The following is a 19,338-nucleotide window of genomic DNA, read 5'->3' as shown; positions in this document are numbered from 1 at the left end:
ACGGGGGTGCGGAGCAGGTTTTTGATGATGTTCTGCTTGTTGTTAGCACGGGCAATGTTCTTGCGGTGCTTGCGCTTCAGACGGGTAACGGACATGGCCGGAAAAAATCTAGGGTCTTACGAAATGGAGGGCAAAAGTACGCAGCTGGGGCGGGAAGTGCAAGCCCGCCAGGCATTTTATGGCCGATGCGGCCCTTGGCCCGGCGCGACGGGCCGGTTAGCGCGCTACTTTTGCCAACGATGACAACTTCCGCCTCCCCTTCCGTGATTGACCTGCGCTCCGATACCGTGACCCGGCCCACGCCCGCCATGCTGGCCGCCATGATGGCCGCCCCGGTAGGCGACGACGTGTACGAAGAAGACCCCACCGTGCGCCGCCTCGAAGAAATGGCCGCCGCCCGCTTCGGCCTCGAAGCCGGCCTGTTTTGTCCCTCGGGCACCATGACCAACCAAATTGCCATCAAGGCCCACACCGAGCCGCTGAGCGAGGTGATTTGCGAGCAAACTTCCCACATCTACCTGTGGGAAGTGGGCGGTATTGCTTTCCACTCGGGCGCGAGCGTGGCGCTGCTGCCGGGCCAGCGCGGCCGCCTCACAGCTGCCCAGGTGGAGGCCGCCATCCGGCCCGAAAACGTGCACTACCCCAGCACCCAGCTTATCAGCCTCGAAAACACCCACAACCGCGGCGGCGGCAGCTGCTACGCCTTGGAGGACTTGCAGGCCATCAGCGACGTGGCGCGGCGGCACGGCATTGCGCGACACCTCGATGGAGCACGCATTTTCAACGCATTGGTGGCCACCGGGCAGCGCAGCGAAGACTACGGGCAGTTTTTTGATTCAATTTCGGTGTGTTTGAGCAAAGGGCTGGGCACGCCGGTGGGCTCGGTGCTGCTGGGCTCGGCGGCGTTTCTTAAGAAGTGCAAGCGCATCCGCAAGGTGATGGGCGGGGGCTGGCGGCAGGCCGGCTACCTGGCCGCCGCGGGCATTTATGCCCTGGAAAACAACGTGGCCCGCCTGGCCGACGACCACCGCCGCGCCGCCCGCTTGGCCGAGGTGCTCGGCCAGCAACCCTACGTGGCCGAGGTGCTGACCCCGGAAACCAACCTCGTCATTTTCCGGCTTGCTGACACCATGCCGGCCGCCGATTTCCTGGCCACGCTGGAGCAGCAGGGCATCCGGGCCAGCAGCTTCGGGCCGCAGTGGATTCGCTTCGTGACCCACCTCGACGTGGACGACGCCGGCCTGAACCGGGTAGAAGCGGCGCTGGCGGCCATGGCGTAGCCGGCTCAGAGGTCGTCGACCAGGAAGTTTGCATTCCGAAGGAGAAACCTGGGAAAGCTGCTAAGAGAGCCATCCCAAATTTCTCCTTTGTTGGAATGACAAACCGCTCAGGGTTGCTCAGACGTAGCTGATGCGGTGGCTTCAGCCTCAGCAGGCTTCTCATCAGCTCGGGCAAACCACAGCACCCCCGCCCCTACTATGGCGGCCAGAGCCGAACCGAGCAGTACGGCCAGTTTTGCTACGTCAACGGCCTGTGGATTGTGGAAAGCTAGCGTGGCGATAAAAATGGCCATGGTAAAACCGATGCCCGCGGTGAAGCCAAGGCCCACCATTTGCCGCCAACTCACTTCGGCGGGCAGATGGGCCACGCCCAGCCGCACTAGCAGCCCCACCATGCCCACAATGCCCAGCGGCTTGCCCAGCAGCAGCCCCAGCCCGATGCCCAGCGCCACCGGCGAGTGCAGCACCGGTCCCAATCCCCCGTTGAGGACAATGGCGGTATTACACAGGGCAAACAAGGGCAGCAGCAGGTAGTTGACCGGCCGCTGCAAGGCGTGCTCAATATCCTCGATGCGGTCCAGCGGAATGGTGAGGGCCAGCAACACGCCCGCCACAGTGGCGTGAATGCCCGATTCCAGCACGCAGAACCACAGCCCCAGGCCCAAAACCAAGTAGATTAATAAGGTTTTTACCCCCAGCTTGTTGAGCACCAACAGCAATGCAAAGATGCCGGCTGCCCCGCCCAGGTAGGCCCAATGCAAGCTACCGGAGTAAAAGAAGGCGATGATGAGCACGGCCAGCAGGTCGTCGATAATGGCCAGGGCGGTGAGGAAGATGCGCAGCCCGGCCGGCACGTGCCGGCCCAGCAAGGCCAAGATGCCGAGCGAAAAGGCAATGTCGGTGGCGGTGGGGGTGGCCCAGCCAGCCGCCCCGGACGTGCCGTGGTTGAAAGCCAGGTACAGCAGGGCCGGGGCTGCCACGCCGCCCACGGCCGCCAGCGCGGGCAGCAGCGCCTGCCGGGGCTCGGCCAGCTCGCCAACAATGGCTTCGCGCTTGATTTCGAGCCCCACCAGAAAAAAGAAAATGCCCATCAGGCCGTCATTTATCCAATGGGCCACCGATTTATTGAGCAGACCGGAGCCTAGGTGCAGCTCCCACAAGCCCAGGTAGCGGGGGCCGGCGGCGCTGTTGCTCAGCCCCAATGATACCAGCGTGGCTAGCAGCAGCAGCAAGCCCGCCAGCTTGCCGCTATCAGATAATTCCCGGATGGGACGCAGAACACGGCGAATGGGCATGGTGAGGAGTACGGCGGCGGGCCGAAAAATGGGCACTGGTGGGCAAAACTACCCGTTGCGCTCCCGCCAGGCGGTGTGCGGAGGTAAGCAAACCGCGCGGCCTTTACTTGGGCGGGCTGCCGGCTTTCAGCCGGCTGTCCGCTTGTCATCTGGCTGGCATCAGGCGCATTTCGAGCGGACAGCCGGCTGAAAGCCGGCAGCCCGCCCCAACGACGCTCCGGGGCAAACTTTCTGAGCTGCTGCACTGCTTCGGCGCCCGAGACCTAAATGCGGTTTTTAACGTTGTTTCGTTTATGAACCTCTTCCTCATCGGCGACGTGCACGGGTGTTTCCACACGCTTCAGGAATTGCTGCGGCGCTGGGACCCAGCCACCGACCACCTTATTCAGGTGGGCGACCTGGTGGACCGCGGCGCCCACATTCCGGCCACCGTGGAGCTGGCCCGGCAGCTGAACGAACAATACCCCGATACCACTACCTTCCTCATGGGCAACCACGAGGATGCCATGCTGCACCACTATAGCCCTTACGGCCCCTACCCCGGCTGGCTGAATTGGGGCGGCCGCAGCACCACCAACCAGTACAGCACCCGCGCCGGGCTGCTGGCCCGCCACCTACGCTGGCTGCAACAGCGACCGCTGCTCTGGCAAAACGAGCATGTGCTGGTGAGCCACGCCGGCATTGGCCCCTCGCCCTTGGCCTACGACCGCGACAGCCCCGACGGGCTGCTTTGGGCCCGCGGCCCGCTCCGGAGGCTTGAGCAGCAACTGCAGGTGGTGGGCCACACACCAATGGAAAATGGCGAGCCCGTATTCGACAAAACCTCTAATACCTTGTACATCGACACGGGCGCGGTGTTTGGCGGCAACCTCACTGGCCTGCGCCTCTCCCCCACCGGCGCGGTGCTAGACATTGTGATGATTCCGGTTTTTCCGCAGGACTTGCTCGAAAAGCCGCTTCTTTAATACCTCACTTCCCCCTGATTGATGCTTAACCAAGCTGCTATCGAACACCTCAGCGCCGCCGACCCCATCCTGGGCGGCGTCATTGCCCGGGGCCGCGAAATTCACCCCCGGCCCCACGAAGACTTGTACCTGGCGCTGCTGCGCGCCATCGTCAGCCAGCAGATTTCGACCAAGGCGGCGGCTGCTATCTGGAAGCGGTTTCAGTCGCTTTTCCCACCCGAAGGCTACCCCGAGCCGCGCGAGGTGCTGGCCCTGACCGACGACGACCTGCGCGCCGTGGGCCTCTCGCGCCAGAAGGCCGGCTACCTGCGGGCCATTGCCGAATACAACGAGCGCGGCCTGCTCGACTACGAGCACCTCACCAGCCTTTCGGAAGAAGCTTTCACCCAGCACCTCACCGCCATCAAAGGCGTGGGCCGCTGGACGGCCCAAATGCTGCAAATGTTTGCCCTCGACCAGCCCGACGTATTCTCCGAAGGCGACCTGGGCGTGCAAAACGCCATGCGTCGCCTCTACGGCCTCGAAGAAACGGGCCGCGCCCTGCAAAAGCGCATGCTGGCCATTGCCGAGGCCTGGCGCCCCTACCGCACGCTGGCCTGCAAGTACCTGTGGCAGAGCCTCGACAACGGCACCCAGATACCGCCCACCGTGTAGGCTGGCGCCTATTTGGCCGGCACTGGTACTTCGAACTGAAACTCCTCCTGCCGCAGGTACAAGTCGCCCTGCTGCTCCATAATGGCCAGGTTGTCAATCTGAAACTTCAGGTTGAAGGTCTGCTCGTTCAGGTAGCGCAGCACTTCGCCTAGCAGGTCGGGCGTGGTGTCGTGCAACGCCAGCGAGATGTGCGGCAGCCAGCAGTCGGGCCCGCTAAACTTGTCGGTGCGCAGGCAGAGCGGCGCGGTGGCCTCGTGGATGCGGCGGTGCAAGTCGTTGAGGGCCACCGAGCGCAGCACCGGAATGTAAATGGTGGGGTTGGGCCCCGGAAACACCCCCAGCCCGGTGGTGAAGGCCGGGAACGGCTGGGTGTGGCGCGCTACCTTGGCCAGCACCTCCATCAGGGCCGCCCGCTTGGCCACGCCGGCCAGTTGGTAGGTGATGTGCGGGTCGGGCGTGGCCTGCACGTCGTCGAGGCCGAATTCCTGCTCCAGACTTTTGATGATGCGGTTGATGCGCGCGGCGTGGGGCGGGCTGAGCACAGAAGTAATGGCAAGCATGGGGCTAGTACGTGCAGCGGCGGCGGGATGGTTGGCCGGGTCAAATTTGCGGCGCAGCAAGTCGGCGGGTGCCGGTTCGGGGCGCGCGTTTTCGGCGCGCAGCTGGCCTTTCAGGTTAAAGGGCACGGCGGGAAGTCATCTGGTGGTTGAATTGTCGGCTCTGGCCGCGCGGAATGCTGAGCGACTCGAAGGCCTCGCCCCGCTGGTGCTTGGCCAGCTGCACCAACTGGCCCACGTGGTAGGCGTAGTGCGCCACCTGGCGCTGCACGGCGGCCAGCACCGTGTGGTCCTCGCCCCGGATGGTGACGGTAGCCAGCAGGTCGGCGGCCCGCAACTCGTCGAGCAGCACGAACAACACCCGCCACGCCGCCTCCCACTCCTGCCGCAGGGCCGGCACGGCGTCGGGACTGGTGGGCTCCTCAAATTCCTGGTCGCGCTGGCGGGTGGGTTTTTCGCCGTCGGTGGTCAGAAAATCGGTGAAGCGGGAGCGCAGATTGCCGGCCATGTGCTGCACAATGACGGCGACGCTGTTGGCGCCCGGCGCAGGCTGGTGCAGCCACTCGGCGTCGGTGAGCTGGGCCAGCGCCCGGTCGGCCAAGGCTTTGTATTGCAGAAAGCTGTGGCGGAAACTGGCCAGCAGGGCCGTGCCCACGGCATCGGAAGAAGCAGGGGTGTGCATGCCCAAATGTAGGGCCTGCGGCCAACGTTTGCCCGGCCGGCGCAGTAATTGGCGGGGCCTTTGGTCGGGAAAATGAAGGTTTCCATCGACTTGGCCGCCCGGTGCACAACCCTGGCCGGGGCCTTTGCCGTTACGCTACTCCTACCTTACATCCCGTGTCTGAGCCTGTACGCCTTGCCGATTCGCCCCTTCCTGCTCGTCCTGCCCGCGGCCGGCGCTGGGGATGGTGGCTGCTGGGCATTGTGGGGCTGGTGGTGGCCGCGGTGCTGGTGGGCCTGCACTTTTTGGATGGCTGGCTGCTGAACACCCTGCAAAAGCAAGTCAGCAAGCAAACCCACGGGCAATACCAGCTGCGCATAGCCGATTTGAACACCAGCCTGCTGCAGCGGTCCATCCGGCTGCGCGGCCTGCGCCTGCGCCCCGCCGCCCAGGTGGCCGACACCCTCCCCCGCCTGCGCCTCGACGCGGCCGAACTGCACATCACCGGCATCGGCCTGCTGGCGCTGCTGCGCAAGGGCGTGGTGCCCGTTGACAGCGCGGTGCTCGATTCCGTGCGGCTTGACGTGCTGGCCTTGGCCACAAAATCGACCCGCCGGGCCGCCCAGCCCCTGCACCAGCGCCTGCCACTCGGGCTGAAAGGGCTGGACATCAACTACGCGGGCTTGCAGCGTGCGCAAGTCAATTACCTGCCCGACAGCACCCAAACTACCGCCCGACTCCACCGCGCCGACCTCAGCGCCCGTGAGCTGCTCCTCAGCCCTGCCGGCGCGGCCGACTCGCAGCGGCTGGGCTACGCCCAAAACTGGCACCTGCACTTGCAGCACAGCCAGGCGCGGGCCCAGGGCCACGCGCTGGACCTGGCCGGGCTGAACTTCTCAACGGCCGACCGCCGCTTCCGGCTCGATTCTGTGCGCGTGCTTCCCGTCGGTGCCGCCGCGCCCCATACCCCACGCCTCTCCCTGACCCTGCCCCGGCTGATGCTCACTGGTCTCGATGCAGCGCGCTTACAACACCAACACCAGTTACGGGTCGATTCGCTACTGGTGCAGGGGCCGCGGCTCACGCTCACGCCAGCGCAAACGGCAAAACCCGGCCCAGCCGCCCAAATGGGCTTCTTGCGGAGCGTTGAAGTAGCGCAACTGGCCATTCTGGATGGCTATGTGCACCTGGCTGGCACGGCCCAAAACCCCATTCTGCGGCAGCTGAACGTGAGGTCGACGGCCATTCGCTACGATTCGGCCGCCGCGCGTGATGCGCACAAGGTGCTCTTTGCCAAGAGTTGGAACGTGGCCCTGGGCCACAGCCAGGCCACATTAGCCGCGCATCCCGTTAGCGTAGGCAGTATGCAGCTATCGACCAAAACCGGCACTTTCGACCTGCGCGCCCTGCGGGTGCGACTGCCCGCGCCGGGTCAGGGCAAACCCGACGGCGCCCGCTTCGACGTGACCTTGCCGCGCCTGACGCTTAGCGGTTTTGACGCGGCCCAATTGCAGCACCAGCGCCACTTCCAGGCGCGCCGGCTGGAAGTAAGCGGCGCGAAGGCGCTGTTTATTCCGCCGGCGCAGCCGCCGCCCCCGCTGTGGCAGCTGCTGAGCAAGGTGGCCCGGCGCTCCGACCTGGCCGAATTGCGTGTGCGCAACACCGAAATCCGCATCGGGCGCTGGCGGCACTCGCCCCACATCCGCCAGCTCAACCTCACGGGCCGCAGCATCCGCATCGACCAGCCTTCGGACGATGCCCCCAACCGCATTGCCTACGCCCTGGGCTGGAAAGGGCAGTCGGGCCGTTTGTCGGCGCCCTTCGACGACCGCGTTTACTTTGCCAGCAGCGAGCGGGTGAAGGTCGACACCGATGCCCGCCTGCTGCGCTTTGAGGATATGCGCCTCAAGCCCCGCTACTCGCCCATGGGCATGAACCTGCACAAGGGCTACCAGGCCCCGGCCGTCACCATCAAAGTGCCCTCGCTCACGCTCACCGGGCTCGATTACCCCAACCTGGTGAACCACGGCGACTTCCGCCTGGCGCGGGCCGTGGCCCAGCGCCCCTACGTGCTGATTGCCTCCGACGGCCGGGGCCCCATCAACCCCAACCTCTCCAAAATCTCGCCCGAGGAGATGCGCAAGCTGAAAGTGACCGTGGACGTGCGCCGCCTCGACCTTGTGAACGGCAGCCTCTACACCACCTACCGCAGCCCGCGCACGCCCATCATCGGCAAGCTGAACATCACCCGCTTCAACGGTAGCTTTTTCAACCTGAGCAACGACCGGCGGCGCATGACGCCCGCCACGCCTCTCACCGGCCGGGCCACCACCTACCTGCAGGGCCAATGCCGCCTCGATGCCCAAATCTCAGCTTACCTGCTCGACCCCAAAGGCCGGCACCGGGTTTGGGGCACGTTCGGGCCGGGCCAGTTTGCCATCATCAACTCCATGACGGTGCCCACCCGGCTGGTGAAGTTTAAAAAAGGGGATGTGCAAGGCATTCGCTTCGCGCTGCAGGCCGACCGCAAGGGCGTGACCGGCACCATGACCACCCGCTACACGGGCCTGCAAATGGAGCTGCTGGGCTATAAGGACGAGGAAATCAAGAAGACGTTCTTCAAGCGCATCCTTTCAAAAGCCGCCAATGTCATCGTCATCCGCGACCAGAACCCGCGCAAGCGCGGCAAGCTGGTTTCGGGCGAGATGACCAGCAAGCGCGAGCCGCGCTTCTCGGTATTTACGCTGTGGCGGCAGGGCGTGGTGAGCGGTCTGTTCGACAACGTTGGCGTGCCCCAGAAGCTGGCCCAGAAGCTGAGCGAAAGCGCCGACGAGGCCCCGCTACCCAAGTAAAGCAGGGCTGCACAATCTGCGGGATTATATCACAGAATGTCATGCCGAGCGCAGCGATGCATCTCGCGTGCCGCCACTAATTCAATCAAAAGGGTTACTGCCGCACGCGGGATGCTTCGCTGCGCTCGGCATGACGTGCGGGTCCGCATTGTCCATTTCATCTAAAAAAGCTTAAACGATTAATTGGCCCGGCATTCTTCTCTTTTATATTTGACTCATCCCTTTTTCACCCCTTCTTCATTTTTATGCACAACACCTTTACTTCTCTCCGCACCCTGGCGCTCCTGACGCTGGGCCTGGGCGCCCTGCCCGCCGCCCACGCCGCCCTGGTACCTGTGGCTGTGACCGGCTACAACGCCGATGTGGTGGCCAACGGTGCCGGCACCGTCATTTCCTCGACCACCGACGACGTGGACGGCGGGGCAGTGGGCAACCGCTTCAACTTCATGGCGTCTACGTTCGTGAGCCCGACCAGTGGAGCACCCACTTCCTTCTTGCCCGCCAACGGCTCCTTTACCAGTGCTGTCACCAGCGGCCTCACGTTCCAGTTTGCTTCGTACTCGGCCAATAACTCACTGCGCATCAGCGGTATTGGTTCGGGCACGCTGGCTTTCCCCACGCCGCTGGCGGCTTCTGACGTGTATTTGCTGGCTACTTCGGGCAACGGGGCCAGCGGCTTTACGGCCACGGTTACCTTCACCGATGGCACCACGCAGGCCTTCACCGGGCTTTCGGCAGCCGACTGGTTTTCGGGCACGACCAACATTGCCCTGCGGGGCTTTGGCCGGGTGGGCCGCGACAACAACACCATCCAAAACAGCACCACCGACCCGCGCCTCTACGAGTTCCGCCTCACGCTGTCTGCCGCCAACGCCACGAAGTCGATTCAGAACATTGTGATTAACAAGCCTGCCGCTACGGGCACGCTCAACGTGATGGGCGTCACCGTGAACGCCACCCTGGCGGCCACGCTGCCCGCCCGCGAGGCCCTGGCCGTGAACGCCTACCCCAACCCCACGGCCAACGCCCTGACCGTGCAGGCCCCCGCCGAGGCCAGCCCGGCCGCTACTGTGCTGCTGCTCGACCACACCGGCCGCACCCTGCAAGCCGCGCCCGTGCGCAACCACGAAGCCCGCTTCGACCTCGGCAGCCTGGCTGCCGGCCTCTACCTGGTCCGCTACCAGGACGGCGACCGCACCCGCACGCTGAAGGTGGTGAAGCAGTAAGTTGACTTCTTTTGAGTGAATTGATAATCCCCGCGGCCCCGGCTGCGGGGATTTTTTGTGCGTCGGTGGTCGTTCAATTCCACTGGCCACGGCGGCGTTTACCGCGCCGGGGGCCGTACCTTTGCCCCTGAATACCCCGACTCAATGATTAGCATTTCCGACCTCGACTTCCACTTTGGCTCCCGCACGCTGTACGACGGCGCCAGCCTGCACATCAAGCCCAAGGACAAAATCGGCCTCATCGGCCTGAATGGCACCGGCAAATCGACCTTGCTGCGCCTGCTGGTGGGCGAGTACCGGCCCGACGGCGGCTCCATCTCGATGAGCAAGGACGTGAGCCTGGGCTTCCTGAACCAGGATTTGCTGAGCTACGACACCCACGAAAGCATCCTGCACGTGGCCATGCAGGCCTTCGAGGAGGCGCTGGAGCTGCAGAAAAAGATTGATGCCGTGCTCGAAGAGTTCGAGACGAACTACTCCGACGAGCTGGTGGAGAAGCTGGCCGCCATGCAGGAGCGGTTTGAGGCGCTTGGTGGCTACACCATGCAGGCCAAGGCCGAGGAAATTCTGGAAGGCCTGGGCTTCAGCACCGAGGAGCTGCAGCGCCCGCTCAAGTCCTTCTCGGGCGGCTGGCGCATGCGCGTGATGCTGGCCAAGATTCTGCTGCAACAGCCCTCGCTACTGCTGCTCGACGAACCGACCAACCACTTGGATTTGCCCTCGATTAAGTGGATTGAAAACTACTTGTCGGGCTACGAGGGCGCCGTCATCATCGTAAGCCACGACCGCGCCTTCCTCGACCAAACCACCAACACCACCGTGGAGGTGACCGGCGGCAAGCTGGTGCCCTACGCCGGCAACTACTCCTTCTATCTCGAAGAGAAAGAGGAGCGTAACCTCATCCAGAAAGGCGCCTACGAAAACCAGCAGGCCCAGATTCGGCAGGCGGAGCGGTTTATTGAGCGCTTCAAGGCCAAGGCCAGCAAGGCCAAGCAGGCCCAGAGCCGCGTGAAGGCGCTGGACAAGCTGGAGCGCATTGAGGACGTGACGCCCGAGGCGGCGAAGGTGAACATCCGCTTCCAGTTCAAGGTGGAGCCGGGCCGGCACATCCTGCGCATGGAGCACGTCACGAAGAAATACGACCAGAAGCTCATCTTCCGCGACACCCACGTGCACATCGAGCGCGGCGACAAAATCGCGTTGATTGGGGCCAACGGCAAGGGCAAGTCGACCCTGATGCGCCTGGTGGCTGGCACCGAGGCGCCCACCGCCGGCAAGCATCAGTTGGGCCACAACGTGATTATGTCGTTCTACGCCCAACACCAGTTGGAAAGCCTGAACGTGGAAAACGAGATTTTGCAGGAGATGAACGAGGCCGGCTCGAAGCGCAACGAGATGGAGTTGCGCTCGGTGCTGGGCTCCTTCCTGTTCACGGGCGACCAGGTGTTCAAGAAAATCAAGGTGCTGAGCGGGGGCGAAAAAAGCCGCGTGGCCCTGGCCAAAACCCTGATTTCGGAAGCTAACTTCCTGCTGCTCGACGAACCGACCAACCACTTGGACATGGTGTCGGTGAACATCCTCATCCAGGCCCTGGAGCAGTACGAGGGCACGTTCATCGTCATCAGCCACGACCGGTACTTCGTGGAAAACGTGGCCACCAAAATCTGGTACATCGAGGATTTCCAGCTCAAGGAATACCCCGGCACCTACGTAGAGTGGGAGCAGTGGATGGAAGACCGCGAGAAAGCCGCCAAGAAAGCCGGCCTGCCCTCCCCCTCGGCCCCCAAGCCCCAGCCCAAGGAGGAGAAAAAGGCCGAGCCCGCCAAAACCTCGTCGCCCGACCAGAAAAAAGCCCTGAAAGAGCTGGCCGAAGTTGAAGCCAAAATCGACACGCTGGAAAAGGAACTGGCCGGCTACGAAAAGCAGTTGGCCGACCCGAAAATCTACGAAAATGCCGCGCAGCTCAAAGACGCGACGATGAAATTCGAGCAGGTGAAAAAGGAGCTGGCTCAGCTGAACGACCGGTGGGAAATGCTGGCCGAGGTGTAAACCAGACAGCCACTTGAAAAGCGAAAGCCTCTCCCAAAGCGTGGTGCTTTGGGAGAGGCTTTTCTTATGACGCCTAGTGGCGTTTCTTTTAACAGGCTACAAGGGTAGTCGACGCGCCGCGCCTACTTCAGATTGGCAACGCCCTTGAAGAACTGGATGCCGCCGAAGATGATGGCGCCCCAGAAAATGAAGCCGATGTGGGCCAACGTCAGGGCCGTGCCGCCCACGCACCACAGCGCCCCGTGGAGCATGTCCTTCTTGGCCTGCGCGTTTTTGGCTTGCTTAATCTGGCCTTGCAGATTGCTGACGACAATGCCGGCGCTTTCGGCATCGAGCCCCTTTTCCTGCAGCAGCCGTTCTACTTCGGCGCCGCTGCGGCCGCCGTGGACGAGCTGGTTGGCGGCGTAGTCATACACCTGGTTAACGGTATCCTGAGTGCTGATTGTAGAAACTTCCATTTAGGTTGTTTTAAGGGTAGATAAAACCAGCTATGCTGGCATAAAACGCGAGCAATATACCGCTATCTACCAATGGCTACAAGCAGGTTAGCCGCTGATGGCGAAAAAGAAAAATCTGCTTCTGCACCGCTGCCTATCGGGCGTTTTCTTCGCCACCTCAAACCTTCAGCATGCCCCGGAAGCCGCGCCCGCTGTAGTACGACTGCGCCCCGTTGTGATACACGAAAACGGTGCCGTAGCGGAAGTCGGCGAAGATGGCACCGCCGAGCTTTCGGATGGCGGCCGGGGTTTTCAGCCAGCTGGAGGTTTTGGCATCGAAGCGGCCCAGCTGCTGCAATTCGCGGTATTGGGCTTCCGTCAGCAGTTCAATGCCCATGCTGGCCGCCATGTCGAGGGCACTGGTGGCGGGGCGGTGCTCTTTGCGCGACTCCAGCCCCGCGCGGTCGTAGCAGAGGCTGCGGCGGCCAGCCGGGCTTTCGGCGGCGCAGTCGTAGAAAATATATTCACCCGTTTGCGCGTCGAGGCCCACCACGTCGGGCTCGCCGCCGGTGGTTTCCATGTCGTCGAGCACCCAGAGCTTTTCTGGGTGGGCGTCCAGCCGGACCTGAACGTCGGCCCAAGCCAGGCCCTGGTGGCGGCTTGGGTGCTTTTCGAAGCGGTTTTTTAAGATGCTGAGGAGTTCCGCTCGGCGTTCTGCGGGCAACTTTTTTTCGTTACTCTTTGCCATAATGGGGTTTGCCTGACCGCAACCAGCGCGTTTGCCATGCGCTGGCATGCGGCTAAAGGCAGACGCAATATGGCCCGCTTAACGGCCAATGCAATCCCCTGCTAATTACTTCTCCCCCGCAATCACCAACGTGCCGGCCGGAATTGTTACCTCGCCGCTAGGGTAGCGCTGTTGCATCAGGGTCATTATATCGCGCTCGATGGCGGCGCGCTGTTCCGGGGTGGCCTGGCTGAGGGCGCCAGCCACAGGCGCGGCCACATCGGTCATAATTTCCCAATAGCCGGCGGCCGAGCCGGCGGGCAGGGCGGTGGGCACGGGTATTTCGGCCACGTGCTGCAGGCCGGCCTGGCGGAACATATTGGCGATAAAGTCGGGCTGGGCGCAGCGGAACATGCCGGGCGCGCCGGGCGGTGGCGGGGGCAGCTGCAGGTGCTGGTTGATGATGCCCATGCTGGCCGTCACCCAGAAATTCTGCTCGGGGCCGGCCCATACAGCGGTGGCCAAGCGGCCCCCCGGGCGGAGCACTCGCGCCATTTCATTAGCCGCGAGCTGCATATCCGGAAAGAACATAAACCCGAAGCGGCAGCTGATGGCGTCGAAGGAAGCATCGGGGAAAGGCAGCTCGCACACGTCGGCCACCTGGGTTTCGAAGTTGCGGAGGCCGCGCCGGGCGGCGTTTTCGCGGGCTACGGCCAGCATGTCTTCGGCTATGTCGATGCTGACAACCCGGCCGCCGGCCGTGAGCTTTTCAGCAATGGTGAGGCCGGGCTCGCCGGTGCCGGAGGCCACGTCGAGCACCACGTCGGTGGGCTTAAGGTGGAGGCGCTGGATGATTTCGTCGCCGGTGGGCCGCATGAAACTCATCATCAGCGTGTCCCACTTCTTCCAGCCGGGCGAGAATTTATTCCAGGAGGCGCGCTGCTGTTCGCGGATTTGCTCAAGGTGCTGTTCCATAAGGCTTAGGCTGGAAGAAATTAGCGAAGTGAAAGCCTTGTAAATATATAGCACATTCATTATTTAACAACCAATGTTTACTGCTATTTCAGCGCTAGCTATTTTGCTTATTATCAGTTGCGAAATAGCCCACTCAAGCACTGCACTGACGGCAGCTATAATCCGTTGCGGATGGCTTTTGCAGCTGCATGGGCGGCGGGTTTTACATTCGCATCAGCTACAGCCCAGGCCTGACCACACTTGGGCTGAGCGCGCCATCCGCCCATGCTCACTTTCAATTTCACTCCCTGCCCCACCCTCAGCACCGAGCGCCTGACGCTGCGCCCGCTCACCAGCGCCGATGCGCCGGCCCTGTTTGCCATGCGCGCCGACCCGGAAGTGATGCAATACATCCCCCGGCCCCTGGCCACCACTGTGGCCGATGCCGCTGCGCTAATCGAAGCGATGAATGAAGGCATGAGCCGGAACGAACTGCTCAACTGGGGCATCGCCCGGCACACGTCGGACGAAATCATTGGCACCATTGGCTTCTATCGCGTGCAGCCTGAGAACCACCGGGCCGAGATTGGCTATTTGCTTCACCCGTCCCAGCAGGGACAAGGCCTGATGCAGGAAGCTGTGGCAGCTGCGCTGGAGTACGGCTTCGAAGTGCTGCAGCTGCATTCGGTGGAGGGCGTCATCGACCCGCGGAACGAGGCTTCGGCGCGGGTCCTGCTGCGGGCCGGGTTTGTGCAGGAGGGCCTTTTCCGGCAGAATGGGTTTTGGAATGGCCAATTTCAGGACACGGCTTATTACTCGCTGCGCTGCCCGGCCAGCCGCTGAAAAGGGCGCATGCCAGCCCCAACGGCGAGGCACGGCATTGACCAGCGCGCAGCCGCCGCCGTACCTTGCGGGCCATGCGTTTCCTTCCCCTCGCTTCCTTCCTGCTGGCCACTGCCTGCGTGCCGCTGGGCACGCCCATCACCGACCCCAACGCCGGCCGCGCCGGCACCCAGAAGCCGCCCGAATATTACGCCGACAAAACCCTGAAGTACCAGGACTACGCCTACTCGCCCGACGTACGGAGCGTGCAGTGCTACGTGGCCACGGGCCAACCCAACGAAGTACTTCAACCACCGATAGTGCCGCTGGGGCAGTCCGGAGCCATCACGCTGGAGTTTGACGTGCTTGGTGAGCAGAGCCAGCGCTTCACGGCCAAGCTCATTCACTGCGATGTTGACTGGCAGCCGTCCATCCTCACGGACATGCAGTTTCTGAATGAGATAAATGAGTTTCTCATCACCGACTACCGCGTGGGCACGGGCACCAAAACGCCGTATTTCCACTACCGCCTGCGGGCGCCGCAGGTGAAAATCAGCGGCAACTACCTGCTGGTGGTTCAAAACCAAGGCGGCGCGCCGGTGGTGTCGCGCCGGCTGCTGGTGTACGAAAACCAGGTGAGCGTGGGCCTGAAACCAGGTATTGTGATTGGCGGCAAAGAGCGGTTCACCATGCAGCAGCTCGATTTTTCGGTGGGCTACGGCGCCGTGGAGCTGGTGAACCCGGCCGTGGAAGTGAAGGTGGTGCTGCGCCAGAACTTCCGCTGGGACAACGCTAAATACAACCTGCGCCCCACCTTCGTGCGCGACGCCGACCGCCGCCTCGAATACCAGTACTTCAACTTCGAAAACGCCTTCCCCGGCCTGAGCGAGTACCGTTTTTTCGACACCCGCTCGGTGCAGAGCGTGGGCATCGGCGTGCTGCACGTCAACCCCCAGGCCCGGCCCGTGACCACGGCCGAGCTGCTGCCCGAAACCTCGCGCGCCCTCACCGCCTACAACCAGTATGTGGATGCCAACGGCCAGCGCGTGTTCGAGAGCCGCGAGTACGGCAACGGCGCTACCAACGCCGACTATTTCGACGTAACCTTCCAGCTAAAATCCGACCAGCCGGCACCCGGCCCGGTGTATGCCTTCGGCGCATTCAGCGACTGGCAGCTTAAAGACGAATACAAACTGACCTACGACGAAGCCAAGCAGCTCTACTCGGGCCACGCCCTGCTGAAGCAAGGCTACTACAACTACGATTTTGCGGTGGGCGGCACGCGCGGCGCCAATGAAACCTACTTTGAAGGCAGCCACTACGAAACCGAAAACCAGTACGACCTGCTGGTGTACTACCGCCCGCCCGGCACCCGCGCCGACCTGCTCATCGGCTACCAGATGGTGGATATGAACAGCCGGCAGTAATCGACTGGTAGAATAATCTATAGGCAGTCATGCTGAGCGCAGCCGAAGCATCTCTACTGCAGGAGTAATTATTTACTTCCGCGGTAGAGATGCTTCGGCTGCGCTCAGCATGACGTTTTTTTAAACTGATTCATTTTGAAACCATATTTATGCTGGTTTTCAAGTCAATAGGAGCTGACTGTTGGCCGCTGTAGCTGCCCCGGCTGCCTCCGCCGCGCATTCCACCACCGCCCATACCGCCCCGCATTCCGCCGCCCCCCATACCTCCGCGCATGCCGCCACCGCCCATGCCGCCGCGCATGCCTCCGCCTGGCATACCGCCGCCCGCTGAGGGCATGGAGAACTTGCCGCCGGCCAGCGTGACGCCCACCACGGCGGGCCGGCCGCTGATGGTGGGGAGCTTGGGATAGAGCAGGCGCAGGGGCACGGCCAGCTCGTATATCAGGTTTCCTGCGCGTCGAGGGCCAGGGCGGCTTTCACGCCCAGCTGCGACTGCGTGTCGGTGAGCGTAGGCTCGGGGCTGCCTTTGTAGTAAAGCAGCTCCATCTCGCGCATGCCGGCCAGGGCCTGGGCCATGCGCTCGCGGCGGCCCTCCTGGCGGGCGGGCATGGGGGCGCTAGCATCGGGCCGGGGGGCGCTGTCGTCGGCGCCGGAGCGCGGGCTCAGAGGGCCGCCCAGTGGGAAATGCACGCCGAACTGGTGCTGGTGGCGGCCGGTGGTATCGAGCCACACGGTGAGGCCCAGGCGCACGATTTTGGCCTGAGTGGCTGGGTCGGCGGCTTTCAGGCGCAGGTACACCTGGCGGCCGTCGTTCAGCACCTGGTACTGCAGCTTGCTGCCGGGGTCGTAGTGTAGCGAGTCGGTCCACTCCGCGGCTTGTCCGTCGATACTGGGCGGGACCGCCGCGAAGCTGCTAGTGCTGCTGGCCATGGGCGTGCGGTGGCAGGAAAGCAACAAAAGTGCCGCGGGCAGCAAGGCCAGGCCAGACCGAAAAGCAGTCATTGAAACACAAGAATATGGACGAATGAAAACAGCCGCAATGCTACCCGGTCCCACGTGTGTTTTAAGTGAAAGTGCCGCGCGTGCCACAAATTGGCAGGAAAATGGCCTAAGGCTGGTAGCGGCTGTTGGCCCACCCCGGACACGGACGCGCGTTTACCCCCCGTTGCTGCCTTGGCGCAACCGCACCGGCCCTGCGGCCGTTGCAAGCCCATCGGTAGCCCTTCACTGGTTAATTCCGCTTTATTTATTCCCATGAATGTTCCTTTTTCCCGCAGCCTGAGCACCGCCGCCCTGCTGGCCTTGCTGCTGCCGCTGGCCGGCTCGTCCAGCATGACCGATTGGGCTGCCCGTCGCCCTGCATCGCCCGCAGCCCCAGCTGCCCGCCCCCTGCAAGGCGCCAAGCCCGACCCCGCCGTTATCGCCCAGTTTGGCCTTTATAATGACGCCAAATTGCAAAGCCTTATCACCGCCAAAGGCAAGCAGATGACGGCCATCTCGGACCGCCCCGGCGACTACGGCTTCACGGTGGTCGATTCGCCCATCATCAACGCCTTTGCCACCCCCGATGGGCACGTGTATTTCACGCGCGGCATCATGGCTTATTTCAACAACGAAGCCCAGTTTTCGGGTGTGCTCGGCCACGAGCTGGGCCACATCACTGCGCAGCACGGTAAGAAGCAAAGCCGCAACAACACCATTGCCGGCATCGGTATGATACTCGGCTCGGTGCTGGCCCCGCGCGTGATGCAGTCGGTGGGCGGCATTGTGCAGCAGGGCGTGGGCCTGTGGATGCTGAAGTACAGCCGCGGCGACGAAAACGAGGCCGACGGCCTGGGCGTGAAGTATTCCACCAAAATCGGCTACGACGCCAGCTACATGGCCGATTTCTTCCAGACCCTGCAGCGCACCGAGGAACAGAGCGGCAGCAGCATTCCCACCTTCCTAAGCAGCCACCCCAACTCGGCCGACCGCTACACCCGCGTGAAGCAGCTGGCCGCTCAGGCCAAGCAGAGCGCCGGCCGCAGCACCTACCTAGTGAACCGCGACCAGTACCTGCGCCAAATTGAGGGCCTGACCTTTGGCGAAGACCCACGCCAGGGCTTCGTGGAAAGCGGCGTGTTCTACCACCCCGATTTGAAATTCCGCTTCCCCATCCCTTCGGGCTGGAAGTCTAACAACTCGCCCGAAACCTTCCAGATGCAGGAGCCCAACGGCAAGGCGCTGCTGGTGTTCCTGGGAGCCAGCGGCAACTCGCTCGATGCTGCCGCCCAAAACTTGGCCAAGTCCATCGGAGTGGCCAACGCGCAGGCCCAAAAAACCACCATCAACGGCTTCCCCGCGCTGGTGTTTGAAGGCGACCAGCAGGCGCAGGACCAGCAGAGCACGCCGGCCCACGTGCTGGCCCAACTCATTCAGGACGGCAACAGCATCTACGCCTTCGTGGGCCTGTCCTCCCCGACCACCTTCGGCACCTACGCGCCCCAGTTTCAGCGCGCCGCCCAGGGCTACGCCCGCCTCACCGAAGCTGACAAGCTGAACCGCCAGCCCGAGCACATCCACATCCGCACCGCCACTGGCACCCAGACGCTGGCCTCCGCCCTGGCCTCGGCCGGCATCCCCAGCAAGCGCTACGAGGAAATGGCCATTCTGAACGGCATGAAAACCACGGATAAGCTGCCAAAGGGCATGTTATATAAGGTAGTAGGCCGCTAGAATCGCCCAGCGGACTTAATGAAAAGGCCGGCTCGTAATTACGAGCCGGCCTTTTCATTAAGTCCGCTTTTGCAACGTTGCTTCCACTTTAGCTTTTAGTGCAATCGCAGTTCTTTCGTAGGCAGCAAGCTTGTCAATTAAATCCTCACAGGATTTAAAGTATTCGGCAAACTCATGCCCAGAAACACTGTCAAAATCAAGTTTGGTAATTCTAGTTCTGCCCCATTTCTCAAAATCTTCAAGAACGCCAATTTTAATTTCAAGCTGTTCTTTTGTAATATTTAATTTACCATTCCTCAGTCTAGAAGTAGGTGAGAGTATAGCTTTACCACAAATCCAATCTTTCCAATAAGTCGCTCCTTTTGATTGATTACACTTACCACATGCGGGCACCAAATTATACACTTCTGTAATGTAACCTGTGGCCCTTTTATTAGAGACAGCCGAAAAGAAATGGTCCCATTCTGTAGGATTGTCTCCACAGTACGAACAACTTAAATTCCTCTCATTTTGCTGAAGCACTGTCAAGGCTGCTTCTATCTCCATTGGGTTAGGTATTATTTCGGGGATAACTGATTTAATAAATTCGGCCCTTATTGTACTAGACCGCCCTTTTATGCTTGCAAGAGCAGGGTACTTGAGGCCAGCAATGCTTCTGTTCATAGTAATTTTTGACATATTTGAAAAAAGAACCCCAACCGAAATAGGTTGGGGTAT

At 62.2% G+C, this 19,338-nt stretch carries 18 protein-coding genes; 9 read left to right on the top strand and 9 right to left on the bottom strand.

Translation table 11 applies throughout. The features are described from left to right. The first annotated feature begins 239 nt into the window (after nucleotides 1–239). On the top strand, nucleotides 240–1,280 hold the full coding sequence (locus tag I2I01_RS21985; protein ID WP_196288679.1) for a threonine aldolase family protein: 1,041 nt from the start codon (nucleotides 240–242) through the stop codon (nucleotides 1,278–1,280). Nucleotides 1,281–1,387: 107 nt separating this feature from the next. Here the strand turns inward: I2I01_RS21985 and nhaA are convergent, their stop codons facing one another. After that, complete coding sequence (nhaA, locus tag I2I01_RS21980; RefSeq protein ID WP_196288678.1) at nucleotides 1,388–2,575, bottom strand: Na+/H+ antiporter NhaA; 1,188 nt, start codon at nucleotides 2,573–2,575, stop codon at nucleotides 1,388–1,390. 293 nt (nucleotides 2,576–2,868) lie between these two features. Here nhaA and I2I01_RS21975 point away from each other — a divergent pair, with 293 nt between their 5' ends. Beyond that, nucleotides 2,869–3,540, top strand: coding sequence for a metallophosphoesterase family protein (locus I2I01_RS21975; RefSeq protein ID WP_196288677.1), 672 nt, complete (start codon nucleotides 2,869–2,871; stop codon nucleotides 3,538–3,540). Between the two features lie 21 nt (nucleotides 3,541–3,561). Beyond that, nucleotides 3,562–4,194: a DNA-3-methyladenine glycosylase family protein gene (locus I2I01_RS21970; RefSeq protein WP_196288676.1), complete on the top strand. Its 633-nt coding sequence runs from the start codon at nucleotides 3,562–3,564 to the stop codon at nucleotides 4,192–4,194. An 8-nt stretch (nucleotides 4,195–4,202) separates the two neighbouring features. On the opposite strand, the gene I2I01_RS21965 is transcribed toward I2I01_RS21970, so the two are convergent. Both I2I01_RS21965 and I2I01_RS21960 read right to left on the bottom strand, forming a co-directional pair. Beyond that, nucleotides 4,203–4,880 carry a 2'-5' RNA ligase family protein gene (locus tag I2I01_RS21965; RefSeq protein ID WP_196288675.1) on the bottom strand — a complete coding sequence of 226 codons (678 nt, stop codon included), beginning with the start codon at nucleotides 4,878–4,880 and terminating at the stop codon, nucleotides 4,203–4,205. After that, nucleotides 4,870–5,433 carry a DUF1572 family protein gene (locus I2I01_RS21960; RefSeq protein WP_196288674.1) on the bottom strand — a complete coding sequence of 188 codons (564 nt, stop codon included), beginning with the start codon at nucleotides 5,431–5,433 and terminating at the stop codon, nucleotides 4,870–4,872. Before I2I01_RS21960 ends, I2I01_RS21965 begins: the two co-directional genes overlap by 11 nt. Nucleotides 5,434–5,588: 155 nt before the next feature. Between I2I01_RS21960 and I2I01_RS21955 the strand changes: the two genes are divergently transcribed. From I2I01_RS21955 to I2I01_RS21945, 3 genes are all read left to right on the top strand, one after another. Next, entirely contained in the window at nucleotides 5,589–8,264 is a 2,676-nt protein-coding gene (locus tag I2I01_RS21955; RefSeq protein WP_196288673.1) for a hypothetical protein, read from the top strand. A gap of 245 nt (nucleotides 8,265–8,509) precedes the next feature. Beyond that, on the top strand, nucleotides 8,510–9,490 hold the full coding sequence (locus I2I01_RS21950) for a T9SS type A sorting domain-containing protein (RefSeq protein WP_196288672.1): 981 nt from the start codon (nucleotides 8,510–8,512) through the stop codon (nucleotides 9,488–9,490). 144 nt (nucleotides 9,491–9,634) lie between these two features. Beyond that, nucleotides 9,635–11,539 carry an ABC-F family ATP-binding cassette domain-containing protein gene (locus I2I01_RS21945; RefSeq protein ID WP_196288671.1) on the top strand — a complete coding sequence of 635 codons (1,905 nt, stop codon included), beginning with the start codon at nucleotides 9,635–9,637 and terminating at the stop codon, nucleotides 11,537–11,539. Nucleotides 11,540–11,661: 122 nt separating this feature from the next. On the opposite strand, the gene I2I01_RS21940 is transcribed toward I2I01_RS21945, so the two are convergent. The 3 genes from I2I01_RS21940 to I2I01_RS21930 form a co-directional block, all read right to left on the bottom strand. After that, on the bottom strand, nucleotides 11,662–11,997 hold the full coding sequence (locus I2I01_RS21940; protein ID WP_196288670.1) for a hypothetical protein: 336 nt from the start codon (nucleotides 11,995–11,997) through the stop codon (nucleotides 11,662–11,664). 157 nt (nucleotides 11,998–12,154) lie between these two features. Beyond that, nucleotides 12,155–12,724 (bottom strand): DUF4256 domain-containing protein, encoded by a 570-nt coding sequence (locus tag I2I01_RS21935; protein ID WP_196288669.1) that lies wholly within the window; start codon nucleotides 12,722–12,724, stop codon nucleotides 12,155–12,157. A gap of 105 nt (nucleotides 12,725–12,829) precedes the next feature. Beyond that, complete coding sequence (locus tag I2I01_RS21930) at nucleotides 12,830–13,678, bottom strand: class I SAM-dependent methyltransferase (protein WP_196288668.1); 849 nt, start codon at nucleotides 13,676–13,678, stop codon at nucleotides 12,830–12,832. Nucleotides 13,679–13,942: 264 nt separating this feature from the next. Here I2I01_RS21930 and I2I01_RS21925 point away from each other — a divergent pair, with 264 nt between their 5' ends. Both I2I01_RS21925 and I2I01_RS21920 read left to right on the top strand, forming a co-directional pair. After that, nucleotides 13,943–14,500, top strand: a complete 558-nt coding sequence (locus I2I01_RS21925; protein WP_196288667.1) for a GNAT family N-acetyltransferase — start codon at nucleotides 13,943–13,945, stop codon at nucleotides 14,498–14,500. A gap of 74 nt (nucleotides 14,501–14,574) precedes the next feature. After that, nucleotides 14,575–15,906: a type IX secretion system plug protein gene (locus I2I01_RS21920; RefSeq protein ID WP_196288666.1), complete on the top strand. Its 1,332-nt coding sequence runs from the start codon at nucleotides 14,575–14,577 to the stop codon at nucleotides 15,904–15,906. A 130-nt stretch (nucleotides 15,907–16,036) separates the two neighbouring features. On the opposite strand, the gene I2I01_RS21915 is transcribed toward I2I01_RS21920, so the two are convergent. Together I2I01_RS21915 and I2I01_RS21910 are read right to left on the bottom strand one after the other, a co-directional pair. Then, nucleotides 16,037–16,333, bottom strand: a complete 297-nt coding sequence (locus tag I2I01_RS21915; RefSeq protein WP_196288665.1) for a hypothetical protein — start codon at nucleotides 16,331–16,333, stop codon at nucleotides 16,037–16,039. Nucleotides 16,334–16,347: 14 nt separating this feature from the next. Further along, entirely contained in the window at nucleotides 16,348–16,908 is a 561-nt protein-coding gene (locus I2I01_RS21910) for a hypothetical protein (protein ID WP_196288664.1), read from the bottom strand. 252 nt (nucleotides 16,909–17,160) lie between these two features. On the opposite strand from I2I01_RS21910, the gene I2I01_RS21905 reads away from it, so the two are divergent. Continuing rightward, nucleotides 17,161–18,621 carry a M48 family metalloprotease gene (locus I2I01_RS21905; protein WP_211538104.1) on the top strand — a complete coding sequence of 487 codons (1,461 nt, stop codon included), beginning with the start codon at nucleotides 17,161–17,163 and terminating at the stop codon, nucleotides 18,619–18,621. A gap of 57 nt (nucleotides 18,622–18,678) precedes the next feature. Here the strand turns inward: I2I01_RS21905 and I2I01_RS21900 are convergent, their stop codons facing one another. Continuing rightward, a complete protein-coding gene (locus I2I01_RS21900) occupies nucleotides 18,679–19,299 on the bottom strand; it encodes an HNH endonuclease (protein ID WP_196288663.1) in 621 nt (206 codons plus the stop codon). Nucleotides 19,300–19,338: the final 39 nt, after the last annotated feature.

Origin of the sequence: Hymenobacter properus, assembly GCF_015694735.1 — a bacterium.
In the GTDB taxonomy this organism is placed as follows: Bacteria; Bacteroidota; Bacteroidia; order Cytophagales; family Hymenobacteraceae; genus Hymenobacter; species Hymenobacter properus.
The sequence above is the reverse complement of the archived record's forward strand: the minus strand, read 5'-3'. Positions and strand labels throughout refer to the sequence as shown.

Excerpts from the sequence above, each read along its gene's own strand:
- I2I01_RS21985 (WP_196288679.1), top strand. The coding sequence starts at position 240 with ATGACAACTTCCGCCTCCCCTTCCGTGATTGACCTGCGCTCCGATACC.
- nhaA (WP_196288678.1), bottom strand. The coding sequence starts at position 2,575 with ATGCCCATTCGCCGTGTTCTGCGTCCCATCCGGGAATTATCTGATAGC.
- I2I01_RS21975 (WP_196288677.1), top strand. The coding sequence starts at position 2,869 with ATGAACCTCTTCCTCATCGGCGACGTGCACGGGTGTTTCCACACGCTT.
- I2I01_RS21970 (WP_196288676.1), top strand. The coding sequence starts at position 3,562 with ATGCTTAACCAAGCTGCTATCGAACACCTCAGCGCCGCCGACCCCATC.
- I2I01_RS21960 (WP_196288674.1), bottom strand. The coding sequence starts at position 5,433 with ATGCACACCCCTGCTTCTTCCGATGCCGTGGGCACGGCCCTGCTGGCC.
- I2I01_RS21950 (WP_196288672.1), top strand. The coding sequence starts at position 8,510 with ATGCACAACACCTTTACTTCTCTCCGCACCCTGGCGCTCCTGACGCTG.
- I2I01_RS21945 (WP_196288671.1), top strand. The coding sequence starts at position 9,635 with ATGATTAGCATTTCCGACCTCGACTTCCACTTTGGCTCCCGCACGCTG.
- I2I01_RS21940 (WP_196288670.1), bottom strand. The coding sequence starts at position 11,997 with ATGGAAGTTTCTACAATCAGCACTCAGGATACCGTTAACCAGGTGTAT.
- I2I01_RS21935 (WP_196288669.1), bottom strand. The coding sequence starts at position 12,724 with ATGGCAAAGAGTAACGAAAAAAAGTTGCCCGCAGAACGCCGAGCGGAA.
- I2I01_RS21930 (WP_196288668.1), bottom strand. The coding sequence starts at position 13,678 with ATGGAACAGCACCTTGAGCAAATCCGCGAACAGCAGCGCGCCTCCTGG.
- I2I01_RS21925 (WP_196288667.1), top strand. The coding sequence starts at position 13,943 with ATGCTCACTTTCAATTTCACTCCCTGCCCCACCCTCAGCACCGAGCGC.
- I2I01_RS21920 (WP_196288666.1), top strand. The coding sequence starts at position 14,575 with ATGCGTTTCCTTCCCCTCGCTTCCTTCCTGCTGGCCACTGCCTGCGTG.
- I2I01_RS21910 (WP_196288664.1), bottom strand. The coding sequence starts at position 16,908 with ATGACTGCTTTTCGGTCTGGCCTGGCCTTGCTGCCCGCGGCACTTTTG.
- I2I01_RS21905 (WP_211538104.1), top strand. The coding sequence starts at position 17,161 with ATGAATGTTCCTTTTTCCCGCAGCCTGAGCACCGCCGCCCTGCTGGCC.
- I2I01_RS21900 (WP_196288663.1), bottom strand. The coding sequence starts at position 19,299 with ATGTCAAAAATTACTATGAACAGAAGCATTGCTGGCCTCAAGTACCCT.